We start from the raw sequence: 18,883 nt of genomic DNA on the forward strand, positions 1-18,883 counted from the left end.
TAATCCTTAGTAAATCAGCGAAAATAACGGGCATTACACTTAGCGCAACGAAACTAGAGTAGCTCCATGTCAGAAGCACGCAGTAAGAAAATCGCGGACGAAGTCGCCAAACGTCGAACTTTCGCCATTATCTCTCACCCCGATGCAGGTAAAACGACCATCACCGAAAAAGTTTTGTTGCATGGTCAACAAATCCAAAAGGCGGGCACGGTAAAAGGCAAGAAGTCAGGCCAACATGCTAAATCTGACTGGATGGAAATGGAGCAGGAGCGGGGTATCTCGGTAACCACCTCGGTGATGCAGTTTCCTTATCGTGATCGCTTGGTCAACCTGCTGGATACGCCGGGGCACGAGGACTTCTCCGAAGACACCTACCGCACATTGACGGCTGTCGATTCATGCTTGATGGTTATTGATGGCGCTAAAGGTGTTGAGGACCGAACCATTAAATTAATGGAAGTAACTCGCCTGCGTGATACGCCCATCATTACCTTTATGAACAAACTTGACCGTGATATCCGCGATCCGCTGGAGTTGTTGGACGAAGTCGAGGATGTGCTAAAAATTATGTGTGCGCCCATTACCTGGCCGATCGGCTCGGGCAAAAATTTTAAAGGCGTATACCACTTACTGAACGATGAGACGGTTTTATACAAAACCGGGCAAGGCCACCGAATTCAGGAAGTTGACGTAATTAAAGGTCTGGATAACCCGGAGCTGGACGAGCGACTCGGTGTTTGGGCTGAAGAGTTGCGTGAACAAATCGAGCTGGTAAAGGGCGCGTCTAATGAGTTCGACAAAGAGTTGTTTTTAGCCGGTGAATTAACTCCGGTCTATTTTGGTACCGCGCTGGGTAACTTTGGTGTCGATCACATGTTGGATGGCTTGGTCGACTGGGCACCACAACCGCAGCCGCGTGAGACCAACGAAGGTGAGTTGGTCAGTGCTGACAATAGCGACTTTTCCGGCTTTATTTTTAAGATCCAGGCGAATATGGATCCGCGTCACCGCGACCGCGTTGCGTTTTTGCGGATTGTTTCCGGTAAGTATGAAAAAGGCATGAAAATGCGTCAGGTACGGACCGGTAAAGACGTGCGTATAAGTGATGCGCTGACCTTTTTAGCCGGTGACCGCGAGCATGTTGAAGAGGCCTACCCCGGCGATATCATTGGCTTGCATAACCACGGCACCATTCAAATTGGCGATACCTTTACCGCTAATGCAGACTTCAAGTTCAGCGGTATTCCGAACTTTGCGCCGGAGTTGTTCCGCCGTATTCGTCTTAAAGATCCGCTTAAGCAAAAGCAGTTGTTAAAAGGCCTGGTGCAGTTATCCGAAGAGGGTGCCGTACAGGTGTTCAGACCCTTGATCAGCAATGATCTTATTGTTGGTGCGGTAGGTGTGCTGCAGTTTGACGTTGTCGTACACCGCTTGCGTACCGAGTATAAAGTGGATGCTATGTACGAAAATATTAACGTAGCAACGGCACGCTGGGTAACCGGTGACGAGCGTAAAGTTGACGAGTTCCGTCGCAAGGCGGAAGCCAACCTGGCGCTGGATGGCGGCGACAACCTGAGTTATATCGCGCCGACCATGGTGAATTTGTCACTGGCGCAGGAGCGTTATCCGGATATTACCTTCAGCCACACGCGCGAGCACTAACGGCGAATGCAATTATTCGACAGTCACTGCCATCTGGATTTCGATGTCTTTGACGAGGACCGGGGGCTGGTTATTGAGAATGCCCGCGCAGCGGCTGTCGAAAAATTTATGCTGTTGGGTGTTTGCGCCAGTCAGTGGTCAAAGCTGATCTCGATGGCGGGTAGCATAGACGGTGGATATTATGCGCTCGGACTGCACCCGTATTTTATCCAGCAGCATCATGCCGAACACATCGATGAATTGATTGCACAGCTCGATCGGTGTGGCAATGACCCTCGGCTGCGCGCGGTTGGCGAAATCGGTTTAGATGCCGAGTGTGCTGATATGGATTTACAGTTAGTGTTGCTGCGTGAGCAGCTGCGACTGGCTAAGGATGCTCGCCTGCCGGTCATTTTACACCACCGAAAAACGCTCGATAAATTGCTTAAACTGGTTCGTGAGTCGGGGCCAGAGCGCGGTGTAATACATGCATTCTCCGGGAGCTATGAACAAGGCCGTGCATGGGTCGATCAAGGCTATTATCTGGGGATCGGCGGAACTATCACCTATCCGCGGGCGAACAAAACACGTGACGCCATTAAGCGTTTGCCGCTGGATGCGATGGTGCTCGAAACCGATAGTCCCGATATGCCTATGTGTGGCTACCAGGGGCAGCGTAATGAGCCGGCGCGGCTCGTTGACGCCTTAGCTGCGCTGGCAGAACTTAAGCAGTGCGAGCAAGCAGAGGTGGCAAGCATTACCTACACGAATACAAAGCGGTTATTTTCGTTGTAACGCATTAATATTGCGTTGCCAAAAGCGGTCACGAATACGGTTAAAGCCCAACATAATAAACACCCCGGCCAACATGGCAAGTAGCAGCAGTACCCGGCCCTGTTGCATCAGTCCATCGTGAGCAAGGGTGCTCCCCTGCAATAATTTGGCCTGATCAAAGGTAACCTGCAGATAGCCCAGCGTTTCGCCATCTACCCGCAATTCTCTGGTCATAAACCAGGGCGTTGCCGGTGCATCAGCGGGCCAGTCGATGACGCTATCATAACTGCCGCTGGCAGCTATTGATTCGCCCAACGGACTACGGATAACTACGGCCACAACTTCGGCGTGCTGTTGCAGGTGTTGCGCAGTTTCAGCAAGCGCTTGTTCATCTTGTTGCCGCAGCAACTGCAGCGTTTGATGTTCTACTTGCGATAACAACAATTGCGCTAAATGACGGGTATGCTGGGTAAGTTGCTGTTGTGACTTCAAACTGGCAATATTCCATACATTGTAAATGACCAACAATAACGCAGCAGCAACTGCCAGGCGCAATAACCGTTTGGTGATTAGTCGCACCCACGCCCGGGTTTGTGTTGCCGGGTTAAGCAGCGCTGTTATTCCTTTGTTGAACATCACTTTTAGCATAATGTTACTAGCCTACCGGAGTTATAAATGGCCAATTCGCGAGCCGATAATGTCATCGTCTTTGACATGGATTCTACCTTAATTCAAATAGAGTGTATCGATGAAATTGCCGCTTTAACAGGGGCAGGTGCGCAAGTCGCTGCAATTACTGAGCGAGCGATGCGCGGCGAACTAGACTTCGAACAGAGTTTACGCGAGCGAGTCGCCTGCTTAAAAGGCGTGTCAGTGAACGAGTTCGAAAAAATCTTTAATCCGTTGCCCCTGACCGCAGGAGCAGAACTATTAATTAGCACATTGCAGCAGGCCGGCTGGCGCACGGTGCTGGTTTCCGGCGGTTTCGAATGGTTTGCCGAGCGTGTTGCCGCAGCCCTGAAGCTGGATGAGTATTATGCCAATGTATTAGTGACACAAGCTATGACGCTGACGGGTGATGTTGGTGAACCGGTAGTCGATGCTAACTATAAAGCAATGCAGGTATCGCGATTAAAGCAGCAGGCAGCGCATGTTGTGGCAGTGGGTGACGGTGCCAACGACATTGCGATGCTGGAGGCTGCCGATCTGGGGGTCGCATTTTGTGCGAAACCGGCGCTACGCAGGGTTGCGGATATCTGCATCGAGCAGCCTGATTTAAGCCTGCTGCTGCCCGAACTGAAAAAACTTGGGTTAATCAGCTGACAGCCAGGAGTTAAGTCGCTGCTGCTGCTGTTTGATGTTTTCCAGGCTGACATCGGCAAACTTTAACACCTCTGCTGTTATATCGTGGGTGTCGGCGACCGCGTAAACCTGCCACAACTCTTCCTCTAGCTCGTTAGCGCGGTGCGAGGCATATTGTGATAAATAACTCATTTCGGCCTGAACAAATTGAATATCCGGCCGCCCGGTGCGGCTTAATTCGACTTGCACGGCAAAAAACACGGCGTCGGGCAGACACTGGTCCGCAAACGACAATATGGTTGCAGTGTCTAATGAGTCAAACGTCTGCCACTGAGTTTGCAGAACGCTCTCGTCCTGGTCCTGATATAACTTAACCAACAACAGTTTTTTGAGTGGCCGGTCGGAGCGGCTCAGCGCTTGTAATGGGGGTAATATTTCAGTATTGAGACTGCTACCGCGCAATACTGGCTGAATGTTCAGATTGTCAGCGCCACTGCCGGGTAGGTTGGCCAGTAGTCTGGCCCAGCCGGAACGCCACGACGACACGCCAGCGCGGCGCAAGGTGACCTGTCGTTTTTTGTTCTGATACAAATACAGGGGAACGGACGGCGGTGCGGCGCAGTAGAGGTTGCGCAGGCAAAGTTCGATACCATTCAACGAAGTGTTTTCGTGCAGCAGCTTGAGTTGATCTCGATGTTCTTTAATCAAAAACTGGAAAAACTCAGCACCAGCGTGGCTTTGTTTTTTGTCATCGGTTTTTGGTTTAGGGATTTTAAGGTTGAGCGTTGTCTTGCTAGCGTCACTGTTTACTACAAGGTATGGAATATCGCGCAGGCTGGATTTTGTGTGTTTTTTCTCGAAACCGGTCAACGAAAGCAACACCGTATCATTGACCTGCGTATCGACAGCATCGTCGAGTTGCACTTTTAATCCATGCACTGAGAGGTCCAGAATCATGCCTTCGCGAATCGTCTTACCAATGCGCAGTCGGCAACGGCTGCGATAACTAAAACGTTGTTCTTTACGCAAGTCGACAAACTCTAGCCGCACGTCTTTGGTGCGAATAGGAACAGCCGGAGGATGCAAAAATACTTTTAATGCTTTGACCTGGCTCTTATCAAATTCATTGCCTGCAAATTGCCGCATGCTGTCGGTAACATCGGTTAAGGTACCTAAATAATTGAGAGGCGCCAGTGCCTGTTTTACGCGTGGACTGGGCGGATTTAGCCGAAATGGAATTTGTACCTCAAGTGGCACCGCTTGCGGCTGCCAGGCTTGCTCAGGGTCAAGTTTACGCAAGCGGAACTGATAAACCCGGAAAGACGACTTCTGCGCGGCAAAATTGACAAAGGTGTCCCACAAGTCGTTTTTTAAAAGCTCTTCCGCCAGCGCCGAGTAGTAGTAGATTTTGCCGCGGGCGGTAATGCTAAAGGTCAAGAAGGTTACGCTGGCTTCGGGGTGTTCAGCTAAACGCTTAATAAAATGTGCCGAGCGTCTGGGGTTAAAAAGTGAACCAATCGAGATCTGGTTGTGCTCGTTAATCCAGTCTTCAATGATATGACGGTTATTATCGGTGGTCAGAACGTAATCGGCTTGTAGCTGCTTGTCACGGTAAGCAAAATAAAGTGGCAATACCCCCAGCCGCGGCATCAGAAACTGCTCATGTCCCTTATTCATCAACGCGTGATAAGTATTATCGATATTCACGCGGTAACGTTTTTTGTAGCCATTAATAAACTGCTTGAGGAACTTATCCAACGAATCGGAGCTAAACTCACTTGAGCGATTTAAACTGAGGTAGGTTTTATCCCCCTGGCGCTGCACGGCTACGATGGTGTATGGAATAGCCATTTGGGGATCCAGCGTAAACTCTTTGGCTAAGCCGGTAAAATAAACATTCAGTTTGTCGCCGGTTTTTTTCTGCCAGGCAACATCCACGCGAACTCTTAAGCCGGTAACTGAAATATCACTGGTAATCGCCTTTTTACTGGTTAGCTGGTCGTCTTCCAGGCGTACTTCAACGCTAAAGTTCATCCGTTCTTCAGCGCGATAGGGATAATCGCCAAAGTGGAAGGTATCGACTAGATAGGGTGACTGGATTTCGTCATCTGCGGTATACTCTTCGCGCGTCGCAACTCGCTCAGCATGTTGATTTTTTCGCTCTAAGGCCTGTTCGCGCTCTTTTTCCTGAATCACACGGTTGTTGTTTTCGGCAGTGAGAATTTGCTCGTAGGTGTCCTGAGTAAAAACGCCGTTATAAATGCGTAAACCACGTTCAAAAATGTCTTTTGCTACTTCATCCAGGTAATGACGGCGGCCTAAAAAGTCATAAGGTTCACAGCGACCGCTAACGCGATTACGCAAATCAACCGTCAGCAGACAGGGCGAAGCTAAACGGCGCAGCTCCATTTTTAACTGAAAACGAGTAGGCCCATCTTCGCCCTCGGTTAAGGCACGAAAAATTTTATCGAAGTCGGGCTCATTCACAACAGGTTTTAATTGTTCGATGAGTTGCTCAAAATGGGCATTCGGCATTATGGTATTTTATTCTTATAATAGATGACTTTATTTAGCATCATAGAACGAGTTGGCGGGTAATGGCAAAAACAAAAACGGCGTATGTATGTAATGACTGTGGTGCAGACTTTCCGCGTTGGCTGGGGCAATGCACGGAGTGTAAAGCCTGGAACAGTCTGACTGAAGTACGCCTGAGTAATCCTAAAACGCATCCGCGGGTGGCCGAGCGTAGCGGCTTTGCCGGCGCCACACAGGCGCGTGTGCAAACCCTTAACGAAGTGTCACTGCAAGAAGTACCGCGTTTTAGCACCACCTTTAAAGAATTTGATCGGGTACTGGGCGGCGGCGTGGTGCCGGGGTCTGCTATTTTAATCGGTGGCTCGCCCGGCGCTGGTAAGAGTACGCTGTTACTTCAAACCTTGTGCCGCCTGGCCGAAGGTAAACGCACCCTATATGTTACTGGCGAAGAGTCGTTGCAACAGGTCGCGATGCGCGCTCAGCGGCTGTCGCTGCCGATGGATAAGCTGCGCATGCTGGCCGAAACCTCGGTGGAAACCATTTGTCAGTTAGCGGATCAGGAAAAGCCTGAAGTGATGGTGATTGACTCGATACAGGTCATGCACCTGTCGGATGTCACGTCAGCTCCCGGCAGTGTCTCGCAAGTGCGCGAAACAGCCGCGTTTTTGACGCGTTATGCGAAACAAAATGGCGTTGCCATTATTATGGTGGGTCATGTTACCAAAGACGGCAGTCTGGCCGGGCCTAAGGTGCTGGAGCATTGCATCGACTGTTCGGTTATTCTTGATGGCTCGTCAGATTCACGTTACCGCACCTTGCGGGGTACCAAAAATCGCTTTGGCGCGGTTAACGAACTGGGTGTTTTTGCAATGACCGGCAGCGGCCTTAAAGAAGTATCCAACCCCTCAGCTATTTTCCTGCAACGTGGCGAAGAACAGGGCAATGGTTCAGTTGTTATGGTGGTATGGGAAGGCACGCGGCCACTACTGGTAGAAATCCAGGCCTTGGTCGATTATTCGGCATTGGCCAATCCGCGCCGGGTTGCAGTAGGTTTGGAACCAACGCGGTTAGCGCTGTTGTTAGCGGTATTGCATCGTCACGGCGGCTTGCAAATTTCTGATCAAGACGTGTTTGTGAACGTTGTCGGTGGCGTAAAAGTAACCGAAACCTCAGCGGATATGGCGTTACTGTTGGCCATTGTGTCGAGTTTTAAAGGTGAACCGCTGCCGCGCGAGCTAATTGTGTTTGGCGAAGTGGGCCTGGCGGGCGAAATACGGCCCGTACCCAACGGCCTGGAGCGGCTGAACGAAGCGGCTAAACATGGCTTTAAAAAGGCGATTGTACCACTGGCAAATAAACCGAAAAATGCGCCTGAGGGCATGACTGTCGTCGGTGTTAAAAACTTACAAGAAGCGCTGGATGCGATTTAAACGATACGGATTGCTGGCGCTGCTGTTGGTTGTTACAACCGACACCAGCATAGCGCAGCAACAGCGCTGGGTATCGCTCAATCAATGTGTTGATCAGTTGCTGTTGCGATGGGCGCCGCAACAACTGGTTGGGATTACTTACCTGAGCGCTGCCGAGCCGCTGCTAAAAACAACAGCAGCCCACGTTACTGCTCACAACGGCACGCTGGAGTCTATATTAGCGCTGCAGCCCTCGCGGGTTATCGCCACCGCATTTACTGATCCCCGCCTGGTTAAGCAATTGCGCGAATACACGCAAGTCACGCGCTTAGCTCAACCGCAGAGTTGGGCTGATTATAAGCGCTGGCGGCAACAGCTGATTGAGCTGGGGCTGGAAGAACAGGTCAGTCAACACGCAGCTAAAACACGGGTTCAGCTGGCACGCCTGAAGAGTCAGCCACAACAGGTGGTTTTTGTTATGCCGAATCAGTGGAGCTGGGGTGAAGGCAGCTGGGCAGATACATTAATTAATCAGGCCGGCTGGCAGAATCTGAGTGCAGCCGAAGGGAGTGGGCTTGTTGCCCTGCAGCTGGAGCAATTGCTGCAATGGCAACCGGATACTGTGATTTTAGAGGGGTTTAGCGAAAATAGCTTTGCCCTGGCCAATAGCTGGCGCCACCACCCACTGCTTAAGCAGTGGCTGCAACAACAACGCGTTACCGTCATCGATAGTGATAAAGCGGCATGCCCCGTAGTTAACATAGGGCTGTATCTGGATGCTTTGGAACAAGTTCAACAACAACGAGTTAGCCATGACCCGACTACCTGACAGCCGTTGGCTGATCCTAGCGTTCAGCTTTATTTTATTGAGTGCCTGGCACCTTAGCCAGGGGCCGGTAACGTTGCAAATTACCGAGTTAAGTCAGTTACAGAAAACCATACTGCTGGATATTCGACTGCCTCGTTGGCTTCTTGTTATCGGCAATGGCATGGCACTGGGGCTTGCCGGAGCGACGTTACAGCTGCTACTGCGTAACCCACTGGCAGAGCCGGGGCTCATTGGTGTTTCGTCAATGTCAGCGCTGACCACGGTTGCCGTTTTATATTTTGGTATGCTGGGAATGTCCTCTTTTTTATTACCGCTGGTGGCGCTTGCCGGCGGCTTACTCGGGTTGCTGGTGATTTTGTTGTTGGCGTGGCGACAACACGATGTTTACCGGGTTATTTTGGCCGGCGTAGCGGTGTCATCACTGGCTGCCGCGCTGATGGGGCTTATTCTGTATCTGGCACCCAATCCATTCGCGTTTCAGGAATGGAGTTTGTGGACCCTGGGTACACTCGCGAACCGCAGTTGGTCACATTTATTGTTATTGCTCCCTTGCCTGGTGCTTGGTGTGGCGCTACTTGCCAGTGCCCGCCATTTATTGACCGCCTTAACCTTATCCGAGCAGACGGTTGCAACGCTGGGTTTTAAGCTGGTCAGCCAGCGCAATATGATTTTACTGGCTGTCGCGCTACTGGTGGCCGGTAGCGTGGTCAGTGCAGGTATCATCGGCTTTATCGGTTTGCTGGCGCCCCATTGTATTCGTTTGTTGGGTGAGCAGCACCCACAGCGAGTGCTGTGGTTAAGTGCGCCTGCCGGTGCCTTGTTGCTATTGAGTATGGATATTATCACGCGCGTGATCAGTGGGCCGCGCGAACTGCCCGTCGGTATAGTCGCTGCATTAGTGGGGGCGCCGCTGCTGATTGCGCTATTGATGCGTCAATATCGACAGCAGGTCATTTGATATGGCGTTACTCGAACTTTCCGATATTCGTGTAGAGGGCTTGTCGGCACCGCGGCTGCAGAGTATCAATCTAACCCTGCACAGCGGACAGTTAGTTGGTGTTATCGGTGCCAATGGAGCCGGCAAGAGTAGTTTGCTAAAAGCTATCGCCGGGCTGTTGACGCCTGCCACGGGTCACGTTGCTATCGACCAGCAGCCGATGCAGCAAATGTCTGCCCGGCAAAAAGCTGAAGTTATGGCTTACTTACCGCAACGGGAACAGCCGCAGTGGGATGTCAGCGTTATTGAATTGATAAAAATTGGTTTATTGCAGCACCGGCTGAGCAGCAGCGAGCAACAGCTTAGGATTGACCAGGTCGTCACTGAATGTGACTTAGTGGACTTGTCAGCGCGTGCATTATCTACTTTATCGGGTGGCGAGCAGCAACGCGCACTGCTGGCACGGGCGTTAGTCGGACAACCGAAATTGTTATTGTGCGATGAGCCGACCAGTGCGCTGGATATTAATCATCAGCTACATACTATGCAATTACTGCAACAACGCAGCGGCCAGGGCCAGTTGGTACTTTGCTGTCTGCATGATTTGCCACTAGCGGCACGTTTTTGTGATCAGTTGGTGTTATTAAACGAAGGCAAATTGATTGACGTTGGCGCGCCGGCTAAGGTGTTATCAGATGATAATTTAGCGCAGGTGTTTGGCATAAAAGCACAGTGGTTTTGTGAAGACAGCGGCGTGGCCTGGTTGCCACAGCCGCTGTGAATAGCGCTTAATTAACCAATCGGCTTATATTTAATGCGGTGTGGCTCCATTGCCTGCTCACCGAACTTATCTTTCATGTAGGCTTCATAGTCACTGTAGTTACCTTCGTAGAAGACCACTTCGCCTTCGTCACGGTAATCCAGAATATGGGTTGCGATACGGTCAAGGAACCAACGGTCGTGCGAGATGACCATGACTGAACCCGGGAATTCCAGAATCGCTTCTTCCAGCGCGCGTAAGGTTTCGACATCGAGGTCGTTGGTTGGCTCATCCAGCAACAGCACGTTGCCACCCGCTCGCAATAACTTAGCCAAGTGGACGCGGTTGCGCTCACCACCCGACAACTCACCAATACGTTTTTGCTGGTCGGTACCGCGGAAGTTAAAGCGACCAACGTAGGCGCGGCCATTAACTTCAAAGTTACCAATTTTAAGGATATCGTTACCGTCGGTGATTTCCTGGAATACCGTTTTGCTGTCATCCATGTCATCGCGGAACTGATCAACGCTGGCTAATTCAACGGTTTCACCTATCTCGATGGAGCCGCTATCCGGTTGTTCCTGACCATTGATCATGCGGAATAAGGTTGATTTACCGGCACCGTTTGGACCAATGATACCGACGATAGCGCCTTTCGGTACGCTAAAGCTCAGGTTGTCGATAAGCTGACGGTTTTCGTAGGCTTTGCTAATACCGTTAACGTCGATAACTTTATCACCCAAGCGTGGACCGGGCGGAATGAACAGTTCGTTAGTTTCGTTACGTTTTTGGTAATCACCGCTTTGCAATTCTTCAAAGCGGTTAAGACGTGCCTTGCTTTTAGCCTGGCGGCCTTTCGGGTTAGTGCGTACCCACTCCAGCTCTTGTTTGATGGTGCGTTGGCGCGCTTTTTCCTGGCGCTCTTCCTGTTCCAGGCGTTTCTCTTTTTGCTCCAGCCAGCTGGAGTAGTTGCCTTCCCAGGGGATGCCATAACCACGGTCCAGCTCCAGGATCCAGCCGGCAACATTGTCGAGGAAATAACGGTCGTGGGTAATGGCTACCACGGTACCGTTGTAATCGTGCAGGAAGCGCTCCAGCCAGGCTACAGATTCAGCATCTAAGTGGTTAGTTGGTTCGTCCAGCAACAACATGTCAGGTTTGGACAGCAGCAGGCGGCAAATGGCTACGCGGCGACGTTCACCACCGGATAAGTTGCCAATTTTAGCATCCCATTGTGGTAACCGCAGGGCATCCGCTGCACGCTCCAGAATGTTATCAATATTGTGGCCGTCTTTCGCCTGCAATAATGCCTCTAACTCGCCTTGTTCTTTTGATAGTGCGTCAAAGTCAGCGTTTTCATCCGCATAGGCAGCGTAAATCTCATCCAGCCGGGTTAGCGCCTCTTTAACATCGGCAACGGCTTCTTCAACCGTTGCTTTTACGGTTTTTTCTTCGTCCAGCTGCGGCTCTTGCGGCAGATAGCCAATTTTAATACCGGCTAGCGGGCGCGCTTCGCCCTCAAAGTCCTGATCAACGCCGGCCATAATGCGCAGTAGCGTTGATTTACCAGCACCGTTTAAACCGAGTACGCCGATTTTAGCGCCCGGGAAAAATGATAATGAAATATCTTTTAGAATCGTCTTTTTGGGGGGAACAACCTTGCTCACCCGCGACATAGAATAAATGTATTGCGCCATGCGACGAACAATCCTTGCATTGCTGTAAAAAGTTGTCCCTAGTTTAATGCCAAATGGGGTAAATGCCCAAATTTGTTTGATGAGTCTAACTAGGCATTAGTTGTCGTTTTAGGTTAAAATGGCGGCACTATTGAGTCGTTAAGATTCGCAGTCATGATGGAAGTTAGCCATCGCAAACCGTTAAGTGGGAGCTGTAATGCAAAAATCGCAACACAATATCGCTGAATTTGATGCTGAACTTTGGGACGCTATGAGCAAAGAAGTCGAGCGTCAGGAGCAACACATTGAACTGATCGCATCAGAAAACTACACCAGCCAGCGTGTGATGGAAGCTCAAGGCTCGCAGTTAACGAATAAGTATGCCGAGGGTTATCCGCATAAACGCTACTATGGTGGCTGTGAATACGTTGATATCGTAGAGGACCTGGCGATTGAGCGCGCCAAAGAGCTATTCGGCGCCAAGTACGCTAACGTACAACCGCACTCGGGTTCACAAGCCAACACGGCTGCGTTTATGGCGTTGATGGAAGCCGGTGATACTTTTCTGGGTATGAGCCTGGCGCATGGTGGCCACTTAACTCACGGTTCAAGTGTTAACTTCTCGGGCAAACTCTATAACGCGGTGGCTTATGGTCTTTCCGAAGAGACTGGCGAAATTGATTACGAAGAAGTTGAGCGTTTAGCTAAAGAACACCAGCCTAAAGTTATTGTTGCAGGTTTTTCAGCCTATTCCGGTATTGTCGACTGGCAGCGTTTTCGCGAAATTGCTGATGCAGTCGGCGCCTATTTATTGGTTGATATGGCACACGTTGCCGGTTTGGTTGCCGCAGGTGTTTATCCTAGCCCAATACCATTCGCAGACGTGGTCACCACCACCACACACAAAACGTTAGCCGGACCGCGTAGCGGCCTGATTTTGTCGGGTAAAGACGACGAAAAACTGCACAAGAAATTGAACAGTGCGGTATTCCCGGGCAATCAGGGTGGTCCACTGATGCACGTGATTGCGGCTAAAGCGGTCGCATTCAAAGAAGCCTTGCAGCCTGAGTTTAAGAGCTATCAAGAGCAGGTGCTGAAAAATGCCAACGTGATGGTCGAAACACTGCAGCAGCGTGGTTATAAAATTGTTTCAAACGGTACTCAGAATCATCTGTTCCTGGTCGATTTGATCGATAAGGATATCACCGGTAAAGATGCTGATGCGGCCTTAGGTCGTGCGTTTATCACGGTCAATAAAAATGCTGTGCCTAATGACCCGCGGTCGCCGTTTGTGACCTCAGGGTTACGTCTGGGAACACCGGCCATTACCCGTCGCGGTTTTAAAGATGCTGAGGCAAAACAGGTGGCAAACTGGATTTGTGATGTCTTAGACGATATTAACAACGAAGACACGATCAACGCAGTGCGTGAGCAGGTTAAAGCGCTGTGTGCAAATTTTCCGGTTTATAAATAACGCGGCAAGCTAAACGGAGAACACCGATGCACTGTCCATTTTGCGGCACCCAAGACACAAAAGTGATTGATTCGCGACTGGTCGCGGATGGAGCATCGGTGCGCCGGCGGCGCGAGTGTAATCACTGCAAGGAGCGTTTTACTACGTTCGAAACAGCTGAGTTGATTATGCCGCGCGTGATCAAATCTGACGGCAGCCGGGAACCTTTTAACGAAGATAAACTTCGCAACGGCTTGCTAAGGGCACTGGAAAAACGTCCGGTAAGCCTGGAACTGATGGAACAGGCGATTAATAAAATTAAGTCAGCCATACGTGCTACCGGTGAACGCGAAATCAGTAGCGACTTCATTGGTAATCAGGTAATGGATAACCTTAAGCAAATTGATAAAGTGGCTTATGTTCGCTTTGCTTCTGTCTATCGCTCGTTTGAGGATATTCGCGAGTTTGGCGAGGAGATAGCGCGCCTTAATGATTAGCGAGCAAAGTCAGCTTGACCACCAGATGATGCATCGGGCGCTGGAACTCGGACGTCGCGGCATCCTGACCACGTCGCCAAATCCAGCAGTCGGTTGTGTATTAACGCAAAATAACCGTATTGTCGGCGAAGGCTGGCACCAAAAAGCCGGGCAAGCTCATGCCGAGGTGAATGCCATCACTGCGGCCGGCGTCGAGGCGAAAGGTGCTACCGCTTATGTCACCCTTGAACCCTGCAGTCACTTTGGCCGCACCCCACCGTGCGTTAATGCATTGATTGATGCTCAGGTTAAGCGTGTGGTGGTGGCGATGCAGGATCCTAACCCGCAGGTTGCGGGAACAGGTATTGCCAATTTGCGGAAGGCCGGCATTGAAGTGCAGGTTGGTGTGTTAGAGGACGCCGCTAAAGCCTTAAATCCGGGTTTTATTCACCGCATGACGACCCAATTGCCGCTGTTACGATTAAAAATGGCAACGTCGTTAGATGCCAGAACCGCATTAGCCAATGGCAAAAGTCAGTGGATTACCTCAGCGGCCGCGCGCTCAGATGTACAATTTTGGCGTGCCCAGGCCGATGCAATTTTGACCGGTGCTGATACGGTACTGGCAGATAATCCAAGGTTAACGGTGCGGGCAGAACAGTGGCCGGCGACGAGAGAGCTGCCGACGCCGCTAAAACAGCCGATTCGGGTAGTCATTGACGGCCAGAATCGTATTCATGACGATTTGCAATTATTTGCCTCGGAGGCACCGGTATGGTTAATACGCCATACTGAGGCTAATGCCAGCCGCCACCCGCATTGTCACCAGGTCATCGTTAAAAAGAGCGCTGATAATAAAATAGATTTACATGATGCCATGCTGGAGCTGGCGCTGCGCGAGGTTAATTTAGTCTGGACTGAATGTGGTGCGAGCCTGGCCGGTGCGTTGTTGCAACAACAGCTGGTGCAGCAACTATTTTTATATCAATCCACGCAGCTATTAGGCCCGACTGCCAGGGCTGCTTTGGAGCTCGGGGAATTTACAGAACTGTCTCAAGCGCCGCAATTTATCATCACAGATCGGCGCACTATTGGCAGCGATAATCGTATTATTGCGACGCCAAAACAGGAACAAAAATAAGGGTAACTATGTCACTGCATACCACAGAAGAAATTATTGAAGATATTCGTCAGGGCAAAATGGTTATCCTGATGGATGACGAAGACCGTGAAAATGAAGGTGATTTAATTATCGCAGCGGACTGTGTTACACCCGAAGCGGTTAATTTTATGGCACGCTACGGCCGCGGTTTGATTTGCCTGACGTTAACGGAAGAGCGTTGTAAACAACTGAACCTGCCACTTATGGTCGACAAAAATAACGCACCTTATGCGACTAACTTTACGGTTTCTATCGAAGCTGCGGAAGGCGTGACCACCGGAATTTCAGCGGCCGATCGGGCTAAAACGGTTAAAGATGCGGTGGCCAAAGATGCGAAACCTGAAGATCTGGTGATGCCGGGTCACATTTTTCCGCTAAAAGCCAAGCAGGGTGGGGTATTGAACCGCGCCGGTCACACCGAAGCGGGTTGTGACCTGGCCAGGCTGGCAGGCTTTGAGCCGGCCTCGGTTATCGTTGAAGTACTCAACGAAGACGGCACCATGGCGCGTCGCCCGGATTTAGAAAAGTTCGCCACAGAGCATGATATTAAAATCGGCACCATCGCAGATTTGATCGAGTATCGCTCGATGAAAGAAAAAACCGTAACCCGGGTTGCTGAATGTCGGTTACCGACCAGTGCCGGTGAGTTTACCCTGGTAACTTATCAGGACTCGATTGATCAACAGGTTCACCATGCTTTGGTGCATGGCGACATTGACGCAGACAAGCCGACCAATGTGCGAGTGCATTTGCAGGACACCTTTCATGATACCTTGCTAACCGAGCGTGCCGCAAAACGCAGCTGGCCAATTTACAAAGCGATGAAATACCTGGCAGAAAACGATGGCGTGCTGGTGATTATTGGTCGTCAGCAAAGCGCTGATGATATCATCGCACAGGTAAAAGAGTTCGAAGCGCAGGACCACGGCGAGCATCAACCGACAGCGTCAGCTTCTAATGCGTCGCGCAACGTAGGACTGGGTTCGCAAATCCTTGCCGACCTGGGTATTCACCAAATGCACTTGATGAGCTCACCTAAACGCTATTCGGCGTTGTCAGGTTTTGGTCTTGAGGTTGTCGACTTTATCGAAGACAAGTAACTTGCGCCTAAGGCGCAAGTCACCTTCTTGTGCAAGGGAACACTTAATCCATGCTGGCCTGCTTTTTCTACGATAAAGCCGTTCATGGCGTAAATTTCGGTAGGACGTTGATTGTCAACGTCCACCAGCATGGATGAGCGATTTTTGGCGGTGGCGTTAATCACCGCATCCACCCTCTGTTGGGCCGAATCAAAATCAATGTCCTGACCCTCAGCGGCAGCTACTGCTATAAACTCCTCAATTAAAGCATCTTTCTCAGCCCGGAAGCGTGATTCCGCCAGCGCGCCGTTATTAACCCGGTATATTGCCGTTAATGGATTGATAACACAGTTAATTAGTAGCTTCTGCCACTGGCGTCGCTGAATGTCTTCAACCACAGATAAGGGGGCAAATGCAGTTTTGAGCAGCTGCTGAATTGTGTCGGGTAATAATTGTTGCTGATTAACCGCAGACTGAGCCAACCAACTCTCGCCATCGCCGTTTTTTGTTATCGCGTAACCATCGCGGCTTGCGGCCTGTGTGGTCAATAGCGCAAACAGCGGACGCTTGCTGGCAATATCTGACATGCCATTGTGGCTTATAATTACCGGGCAATTAGCATCAATGTTGAGCTGGTCGAGGCGCTGCAATGCATTGCTGAGGTCATAAGATTTAACTGCCAGTATAACCGCATCGATGCGTTGCCCGGCCGAAAAAACCGGAGTTTGGTAATGCCGGCAGCTGCTTCCTTTAGTCAACGACCAATCGATGCAAGTGTGCTGCGCTGCTGTTCGTGTCAACCAATGCACTGACTGTTGCTGTTCAAGCAGGCCTGCCCCGATCAAACCACTGATTGCCCCGGGACCTGTCACCAGCCAATTCAACTTTGAGCTTGTTTCAGCGTTCATCGCGCAAGCTCTCTAAGTGAGTCAGGGTATGGCGGATATGCCACAAAAATGCCAGGCTGGGTAACACCATAATTGCGGTTAAGAAGAAGAATAACGCCCAGTTACCATCCAGTGCATCGACAACCGCGCCACTGTATGTGGATAACAATGTTCTGCCTAAGGTTCCCAAGGATGCCATCAGCGCATATTGTGAGGCAGTGAAAGTGCGATTACAAAGTAGGCTGATAAAGGCGACAAAGGCGACTGTTGACCAGGCGCTGGTAAAGCCGTCAATAATTACCGCACTCAAAAACAGCGATTCGCTAGGTCCGGCAAAAGCAATCCAGGAAAACATCAGGTTGGACGCAGACATGGCTAATCCACCCAGGAATAAGCCTTTAACTATGCCCATGCGCAGGTTAACGGCGCTTCCCAATAAAGCAAACACGATAGTCACCCACCAGGTAACCAGCTTTGAGTAAGTGCCAATTTGCTCGTTGCTAAAACCGATTTCTTTATAAAAAACAATCGACATACGGCCCAAAAAGGCTTCGCCGATTTTAAATAAAAAGATGAACAGCAGCACAGAAACTGCAAACTTAATGCCGCTCCGCATAAAAAACTCGCGAATAGGCGCGATCACGATATGCTGCAGCCGTTCCAGCCAGTTGGTCCGGGCTTTGTCGCCGAGACTGTCTTGTTGATGGTATGTTGTCTTGCGCACCACTAACACCATGATGCCAATGACCAGCATGATACCTGCCAACACGGCGTAGGCATGCTGCCATAATACTTCGGTACTATCGACAATAAAGAAGGGTATCGCCCCCAAGCCGGCGTAGCCGGTCCACCAACCGGCGGTAGCCATAGCAGCACCGGCGCTTTGCAAACGGCCTTCGGTTACTGCGAATGATTCAATGCGGTAGGCATCGATGGCAATGTCCTGAGTTGCAGAACTAATGGCGATAGCCATTGCTAACAGGCCAACCAGGTGTACGTTATCGGTAACATCCAGTCCGGAAAGCGCAAAGCAGGCGGCGACAATGACTAATTGACACAGTAAGATCCAACTGCGGCGCTGCCCTAACCAACGAGCCAATAAGGGAATTTTTAAGGAGTCGACTAACGGCGACCACAAAAAATTAATCGAGTATGCGCTAAAAACGGCACCAAAGTAGCCAATGACTGAGCGTGTCATGCCGGCTTCCTGCAGCCACGCGGACAGCGCTGAGCCAATCATCACCCAGGGAAAACCACTGGCAATGCCGAGCATAAAAATGACCAGCACCCGGGGCTGTAAATATACCCGCAAATCCTGACCGAAGGACGCCGAAGCTGCCATCAGTTTGCCGGCACTACTTCAATGCGTTTTAATACCGGCGGCTCAGCGGGGACATCACGCCAACCGGTCTCTTTGTCGTAGGGAAGAGATTCGATTTTAGCCAGCTGCTCTAATACATCTAAGCCGTCAACAACGCGCCCGAAAACGGTATAGCCCCAATCGCCACTGTCCGGGTCGAGTGAGGTGTTTTCATTCAGATTAAAGAAAAACTGACGCGTCGCCGTATGCGGTTTTCGTTCACGGGCCATAGCAATGGTGCCATAGGTATTAAGCAAGCCATTGCCGGATTCGTTTACGATGGTTTCGAAGGTTGGCTTAGCCTGGAAGTCAGCATCATAACCACCTCCCTGCAAGACAAAATCAGGCACCAGGCGATGAAAGATAGTACCGTTGTACTGGGCTTTTTTAACGTAGCGGAAAAAATTCTCGACGGTTAACGGCGCTGCTTCGCGGTTAAGCTCTACGGTAATATCACCGGCGCTGGTGACAAAAACAACACGCGGGAATGGGTTATCAGGTTGTACCTGAGCCGCTGCCGGAGCGACAATACTTGCCGTTAGCAGGACCAACGCAAGGAAACTTTTAACTGTCGAGAACCTCGTCATCACCATGTTATTCTCC

17 protein-coding genes are annotated in these 18,883 nt (G+C 50.6%); 11 read left to right on the forward strand and 6 right to left on the reverse strand.

The features are described 5' to 3' along the window. Window positions 1-66 precede the first annotated feature (66 nt). Complete coding sequence (gene prfC, locus KZ771_RS01445) at window positions 67-1,662, forward strand: peptide chain release factor 3 (RefSeq protein WP_133540354.1); 1,596 nt, start codon at window positions 67-69, stop codon at window positions 1,660-1,662. 6 nt (window positions 1,663-1,668) lie between these two features. Beyond that, window positions 1,669-2,436 (forward strand): TatD family hydrolase, encoded by a 768-nt coding sequence (locus KZ771_RS01450; RefSeq protein ID WP_290654142.1) that lies wholly within the window; start codon window positions 1,669-1,671, stop codon window positions 2,434-2,436. On the opposite strand, the gene KZ771_RS01455 is transcribed toward KZ771_RS01450, so the two are convergent. Next, on the reverse strand, window positions 2,422-3,063 hold the full coding sequence (locus KZ771_RS01455; protein ID WP_243734570.1) for an AhpA/YtjB family protein: 642 nt from the start codon (window positions 3,061-3,063) through the stop codon (window positions 2,422-2,424). The genes KZ771_RS01450 and KZ771_RS01455 overlap by 15 nt on opposite strands. A gap of 27 nt (window positions 3,064-3,090) precedes the next feature. On the opposite strand from KZ771_RS01455, the gene serB reads away from it, so the two are divergent. Continuing rightward, entirely contained in the window at window positions 3,091-3,738 is a 648-nt protein-coding gene (gene serB, locus KZ771_RS01460) for a phosphoserine phosphatase SerB (RefSeq protein ID WP_290654143.1), read from the forward strand. Here the strand turns inward: serB and KZ771_RS01465 are convergent. Next, window positions 3,727-6,252, reverse strand: a complete 2,526-nt coding sequence (locus KZ771_RS01465; protein ID WP_290654144.1) for a PilZ domain-containing protein — start codon at window positions 6,250-6,252, stop codon at window positions 3,727-3,729. The genes serB and KZ771_RS01465 overlap by 12 nt on opposite strands. A gap of 62 nt (window positions 6,253-6,314) precedes the next feature. On the opposite strand from KZ771_RS01465, the gene radA reads away from it, so the two are divergent. From radA to KZ771_RS01485, 4 genes are read left to right on the forward strand one after another with little or no spacing between them, the layout of a single operon-like run. Continuing rightward, entirely contained in the window at window positions 6,315-7,682 is a 1,368-nt protein-coding gene (gene radA, locus KZ771_RS01470; RefSeq protein WP_290654145.1) for a DNA repair protein RadA, read from the forward strand. Further along, window positions 7,672-8,490, forward strand: coding sequence for an ABC transporter substrate-binding protein (locus KZ771_RS01475; RefSeq protein ID WP_290654146.1), 819 nt, complete (start codon window positions 7,672-7,674; stop codon window positions 8,488-8,490). Before radA ends, KZ771_RS01475 begins: the two co-directional genes overlap by 11 nt. Beyond that, on the forward strand, window positions 8,474-9,448 hold the full coding sequence (locus KZ771_RS01480) for an iron ABC transporter permease (protein ID WP_290654147.1): 975 nt from the start codon (window positions 8,474-8,476) through the stop codon (window positions 9,446-9,448). The genes KZ771_RS01475 and KZ771_RS01480 overlap by 17 nt, the downstream gene beginning before the upstream one ends. A 1-nt stretch (window position 9,449) precedes the next feature. Then, window positions 9,450-10,208 (forward strand): ABC transporter ATP-binding protein, encoded by a 759-nt coding sequence (locus KZ771_RS01485; RefSeq protein WP_290654148.1) that lies wholly within the window; start codon window positions 9,450-9,452, stop codon window positions 10,206-10,208. 11 nt (window positions 10,209-10,219) lie between these two features. On the opposite strand, the gene ettA is transcribed toward KZ771_RS01485, so the two are convergent. Next, window positions 10,220-11,884, reverse strand: coding sequence for an energy-dependent translational throttle protein EttA (ettA, locus tag KZ771_RS01490; protein ID WP_290654149.1), 1,665 nt, complete (start codon window positions 11,882-11,884; stop codon window positions 10,220-10,222). A 196-nt stretch (window positions 11,885-12,080) separates the two neighbouring features. Between ettA and glyA the strand changes: the two genes are divergently transcribed. The 4 genes from glyA to ribBA are packed head-to-tail and all read left to right on the forward strand — an operon-like array spanning window position 12,081 to window position 16,054. Continuing rightward, window positions 12,081-13,337, forward strand: a complete 1,257-nt coding sequence (gene glyA / locus KZ771_RS01495; RefSeq protein ID WP_133540363.1) for a serine hydroxymethyltransferase — start codon at window positions 12,081-12,083, stop codon at window positions 13,335-13,337. A gap of 26 nt (window positions 13,338-13,363) precedes the next feature. After that, window positions 13,364-13,813 (forward strand): transcriptional regulator NrdR, encoded by a 450-nt coding sequence (nrdR, locus tag KZ771_RS01500; RefSeq protein ID WP_105306918.1) that lies wholly within the window; start codon window positions 13,364-13,366, stop codon window positions 13,811-13,813. After that, a complete protein-coding gene (gene ribD, locus KZ771_RS01505; protein WP_290654150.1) occupies window positions 13,806-14,933 on the forward strand; it encodes a bifunctional diaminohydroxyphosphoribosylaminopyrimidine deaminase/5-amino-6-(5-phosphoribosylamino)uracil reductase RibD in 1,128 nt (375 codons plus the stop codon). The genes nrdR and ribD overlap by 8 nt, the downstream gene beginning before the upstream one ends. A gap of 8 nt (window positions 14,934-14,941) precedes the next feature. Next, window positions 14,942-16,054, forward strand: a complete 1,113-nt coding sequence (ribBA, locus tag KZ771_RS01510; protein WP_290573221.1) for a bifunctional 3,4-dihydroxy-2-butanone-4-phosphate synthase/GTP cyclohydrolase II — start codon at window positions 14,942-14,944, stop codon at window positions 16,052-16,054. Here ribBA and KZ771_RS01515 read toward each other — a convergent pair. The 3 genes from KZ771_RS01515 to KZ771_RS01525 are packed head-to-tail and all read right to left on the reverse strand — an operon-like array spanning window position 15,997 to window position 18,873. After that, entirely contained in the window at window positions 15,997-16,941 is a 945-nt protein-coding gene (locus KZ771_RS01515) for a 2-dehydropantoate 2-reductase (protein WP_290654151.1), read from the reverse strand. The genes ribBA and KZ771_RS01515 overlap by 58 nt on opposite strands. Then, on the reverse strand, window positions 16,931-18,262 hold the full coding sequence (locus KZ771_RS01520) for an MFS transporter (protein ID WP_290654152.1): 1,332 nt from the start codon (window positions 18,260-18,262) through the stop codon (window positions 16,931-16,933). The genes KZ771_RS01515 and KZ771_RS01520 overlap by 11 nt, the downstream gene beginning before the upstream one ends. Then, complete coding sequence (locus KZ771_RS01525) at window positions 18,262-18,873, reverse strand: peptidylprolyl isomerase (RefSeq protein ID WP_347813156.1); 612 nt, start codon at window positions 18,871-18,873, stop codon at window positions 18,262-18,264. The genes KZ771_RS01520 and KZ771_RS01525 overlap by 1 nt, the downstream gene beginning before the upstream one ends. Between the last annotated feature and the right edge of the window lie 10 nt (window positions 18,874-18,883).

It is taken from the genome of Idiomarina sp., from assembly GCF_019431395.1.
Lineage (GTDB): Bacteria > Pseudomonadota > Gammaproteobacteria > Enterobacterales > Alteromonadaceae > Idiomarina.

Excerpts from the sequence above, each read along its gene's own strand:
- KZ771_RS01480 (WP_290654147.1), top strand. The coding sequence starts at position 8,474 with ATGACCCGACTACCTGACAGCCGTTGGCTGATCCTAGCGTTCAGCTTT.
- ribD (WP_290654150.1), top strand. The coding sequence starts at position 13,806 with ATGATTAGCGAGCAAAGTCAGCTTGACCACCAGATGATGCATCGGGCG.
- KZ771_RS01525 (WP_347813156.1), bottom strand. The coding sequence starts at position 18,873 with ATGGTGATGACGAGGTTCTCGACAGTTAAAAGTTTCCTTGCGTTGGTC.
- ettA (WP_290654149.1), bottom strand. The coding sequence starts at position 11,884 with ATGGCGCAATACATTTATTCTATGTCGCGGGTGAGCAAGGTTGTTCCC.
- KZ771_RS01455 (WP_243734570.1), bottom strand. The coding sequence starts at position 3,063 with ATGCTAAAAGTGATGTTCAACAAAGGAATAACAGCGCTGCTTAACCCG.
- prfC (WP_133540354.1), top strand. The coding sequence starts at position 67 with ATGTCAGAAGCACGCAGTAAGAAAATCGCGGACGAAGTCGCCAAACGT.
- KZ771_RS01450 (WP_290654142.1), top strand. The coding sequence starts at position 1,669 with ATGCAATTATTCGACAGTCACTGCCATCTGGATTTCGATGTCTTTGAC.
- KZ771_RS01515 (WP_290654151.1), bottom strand. The coding sequence starts at position 16,941 with ATGAACGCTGAAACAAGCTCAAAGTTGAATTGGCTGGTGACAGGTCCC.
- KZ771_RS01520 (WP_290654152.1), bottom strand. The coding sequence starts at position 18,262 with ATGGCAGCTTCGGCGTCCTTCGGTCAGGATTTGCGGGTATATTTACAG.
- radA (WP_290654145.1), top strand. The coding sequence starts at position 6,315 with ATGGCAAAAACAAAAACGGCGTATGTATGTAATGACTGTGGTGCAGAC.
- glyA (WP_133540363.1), top strand. The coding sequence starts at position 12,081 with ATGCAAAAATCGCAACACAATATCGCTGAATTTGATGCTGAACTTTGG.
- KZ771_RS01465 (WP_290654144.1), bottom strand. The coding sequence starts at position 6,252 with ATGCCGAATGCCCATTTTGAGCAACTCATCGAACAATTAAAACCTGTT.
- serB (WP_290654143.1), top strand. The coding sequence starts at position 3,091 with ATGGCCAATTCGCGAGCCGATAATGTCATCGTCTTTGACATGGATTCT.
- KZ771_RS01475 (WP_290654146.1), top strand. The coding sequence starts at position 7,672 with ATGCGATTTAAACGATACGGATTGCTGGCGCTGCTGTTGGTTGTTACA.
- ribBA (WP_290573221.1), top strand. The coding sequence starts at position 14,942 with ATGTCACTGCATACCACAGAAGAAATTATTGAAGATATTCGTCAGGGC.
- nrdR (WP_105306918.1), top strand. The coding sequence starts at position 13,364 with ATGCACTGTCCATTTTGCGGCACCCAAGACACAAAAGTGATTGATTCG.
- KZ771_RS01485 (WP_290654148.1), top strand. The coding sequence starts at position 9,450 with ATGGCGTTACTCGAACTTTCCGATATTCGTGTAGAGGGCTTGTCGGCA.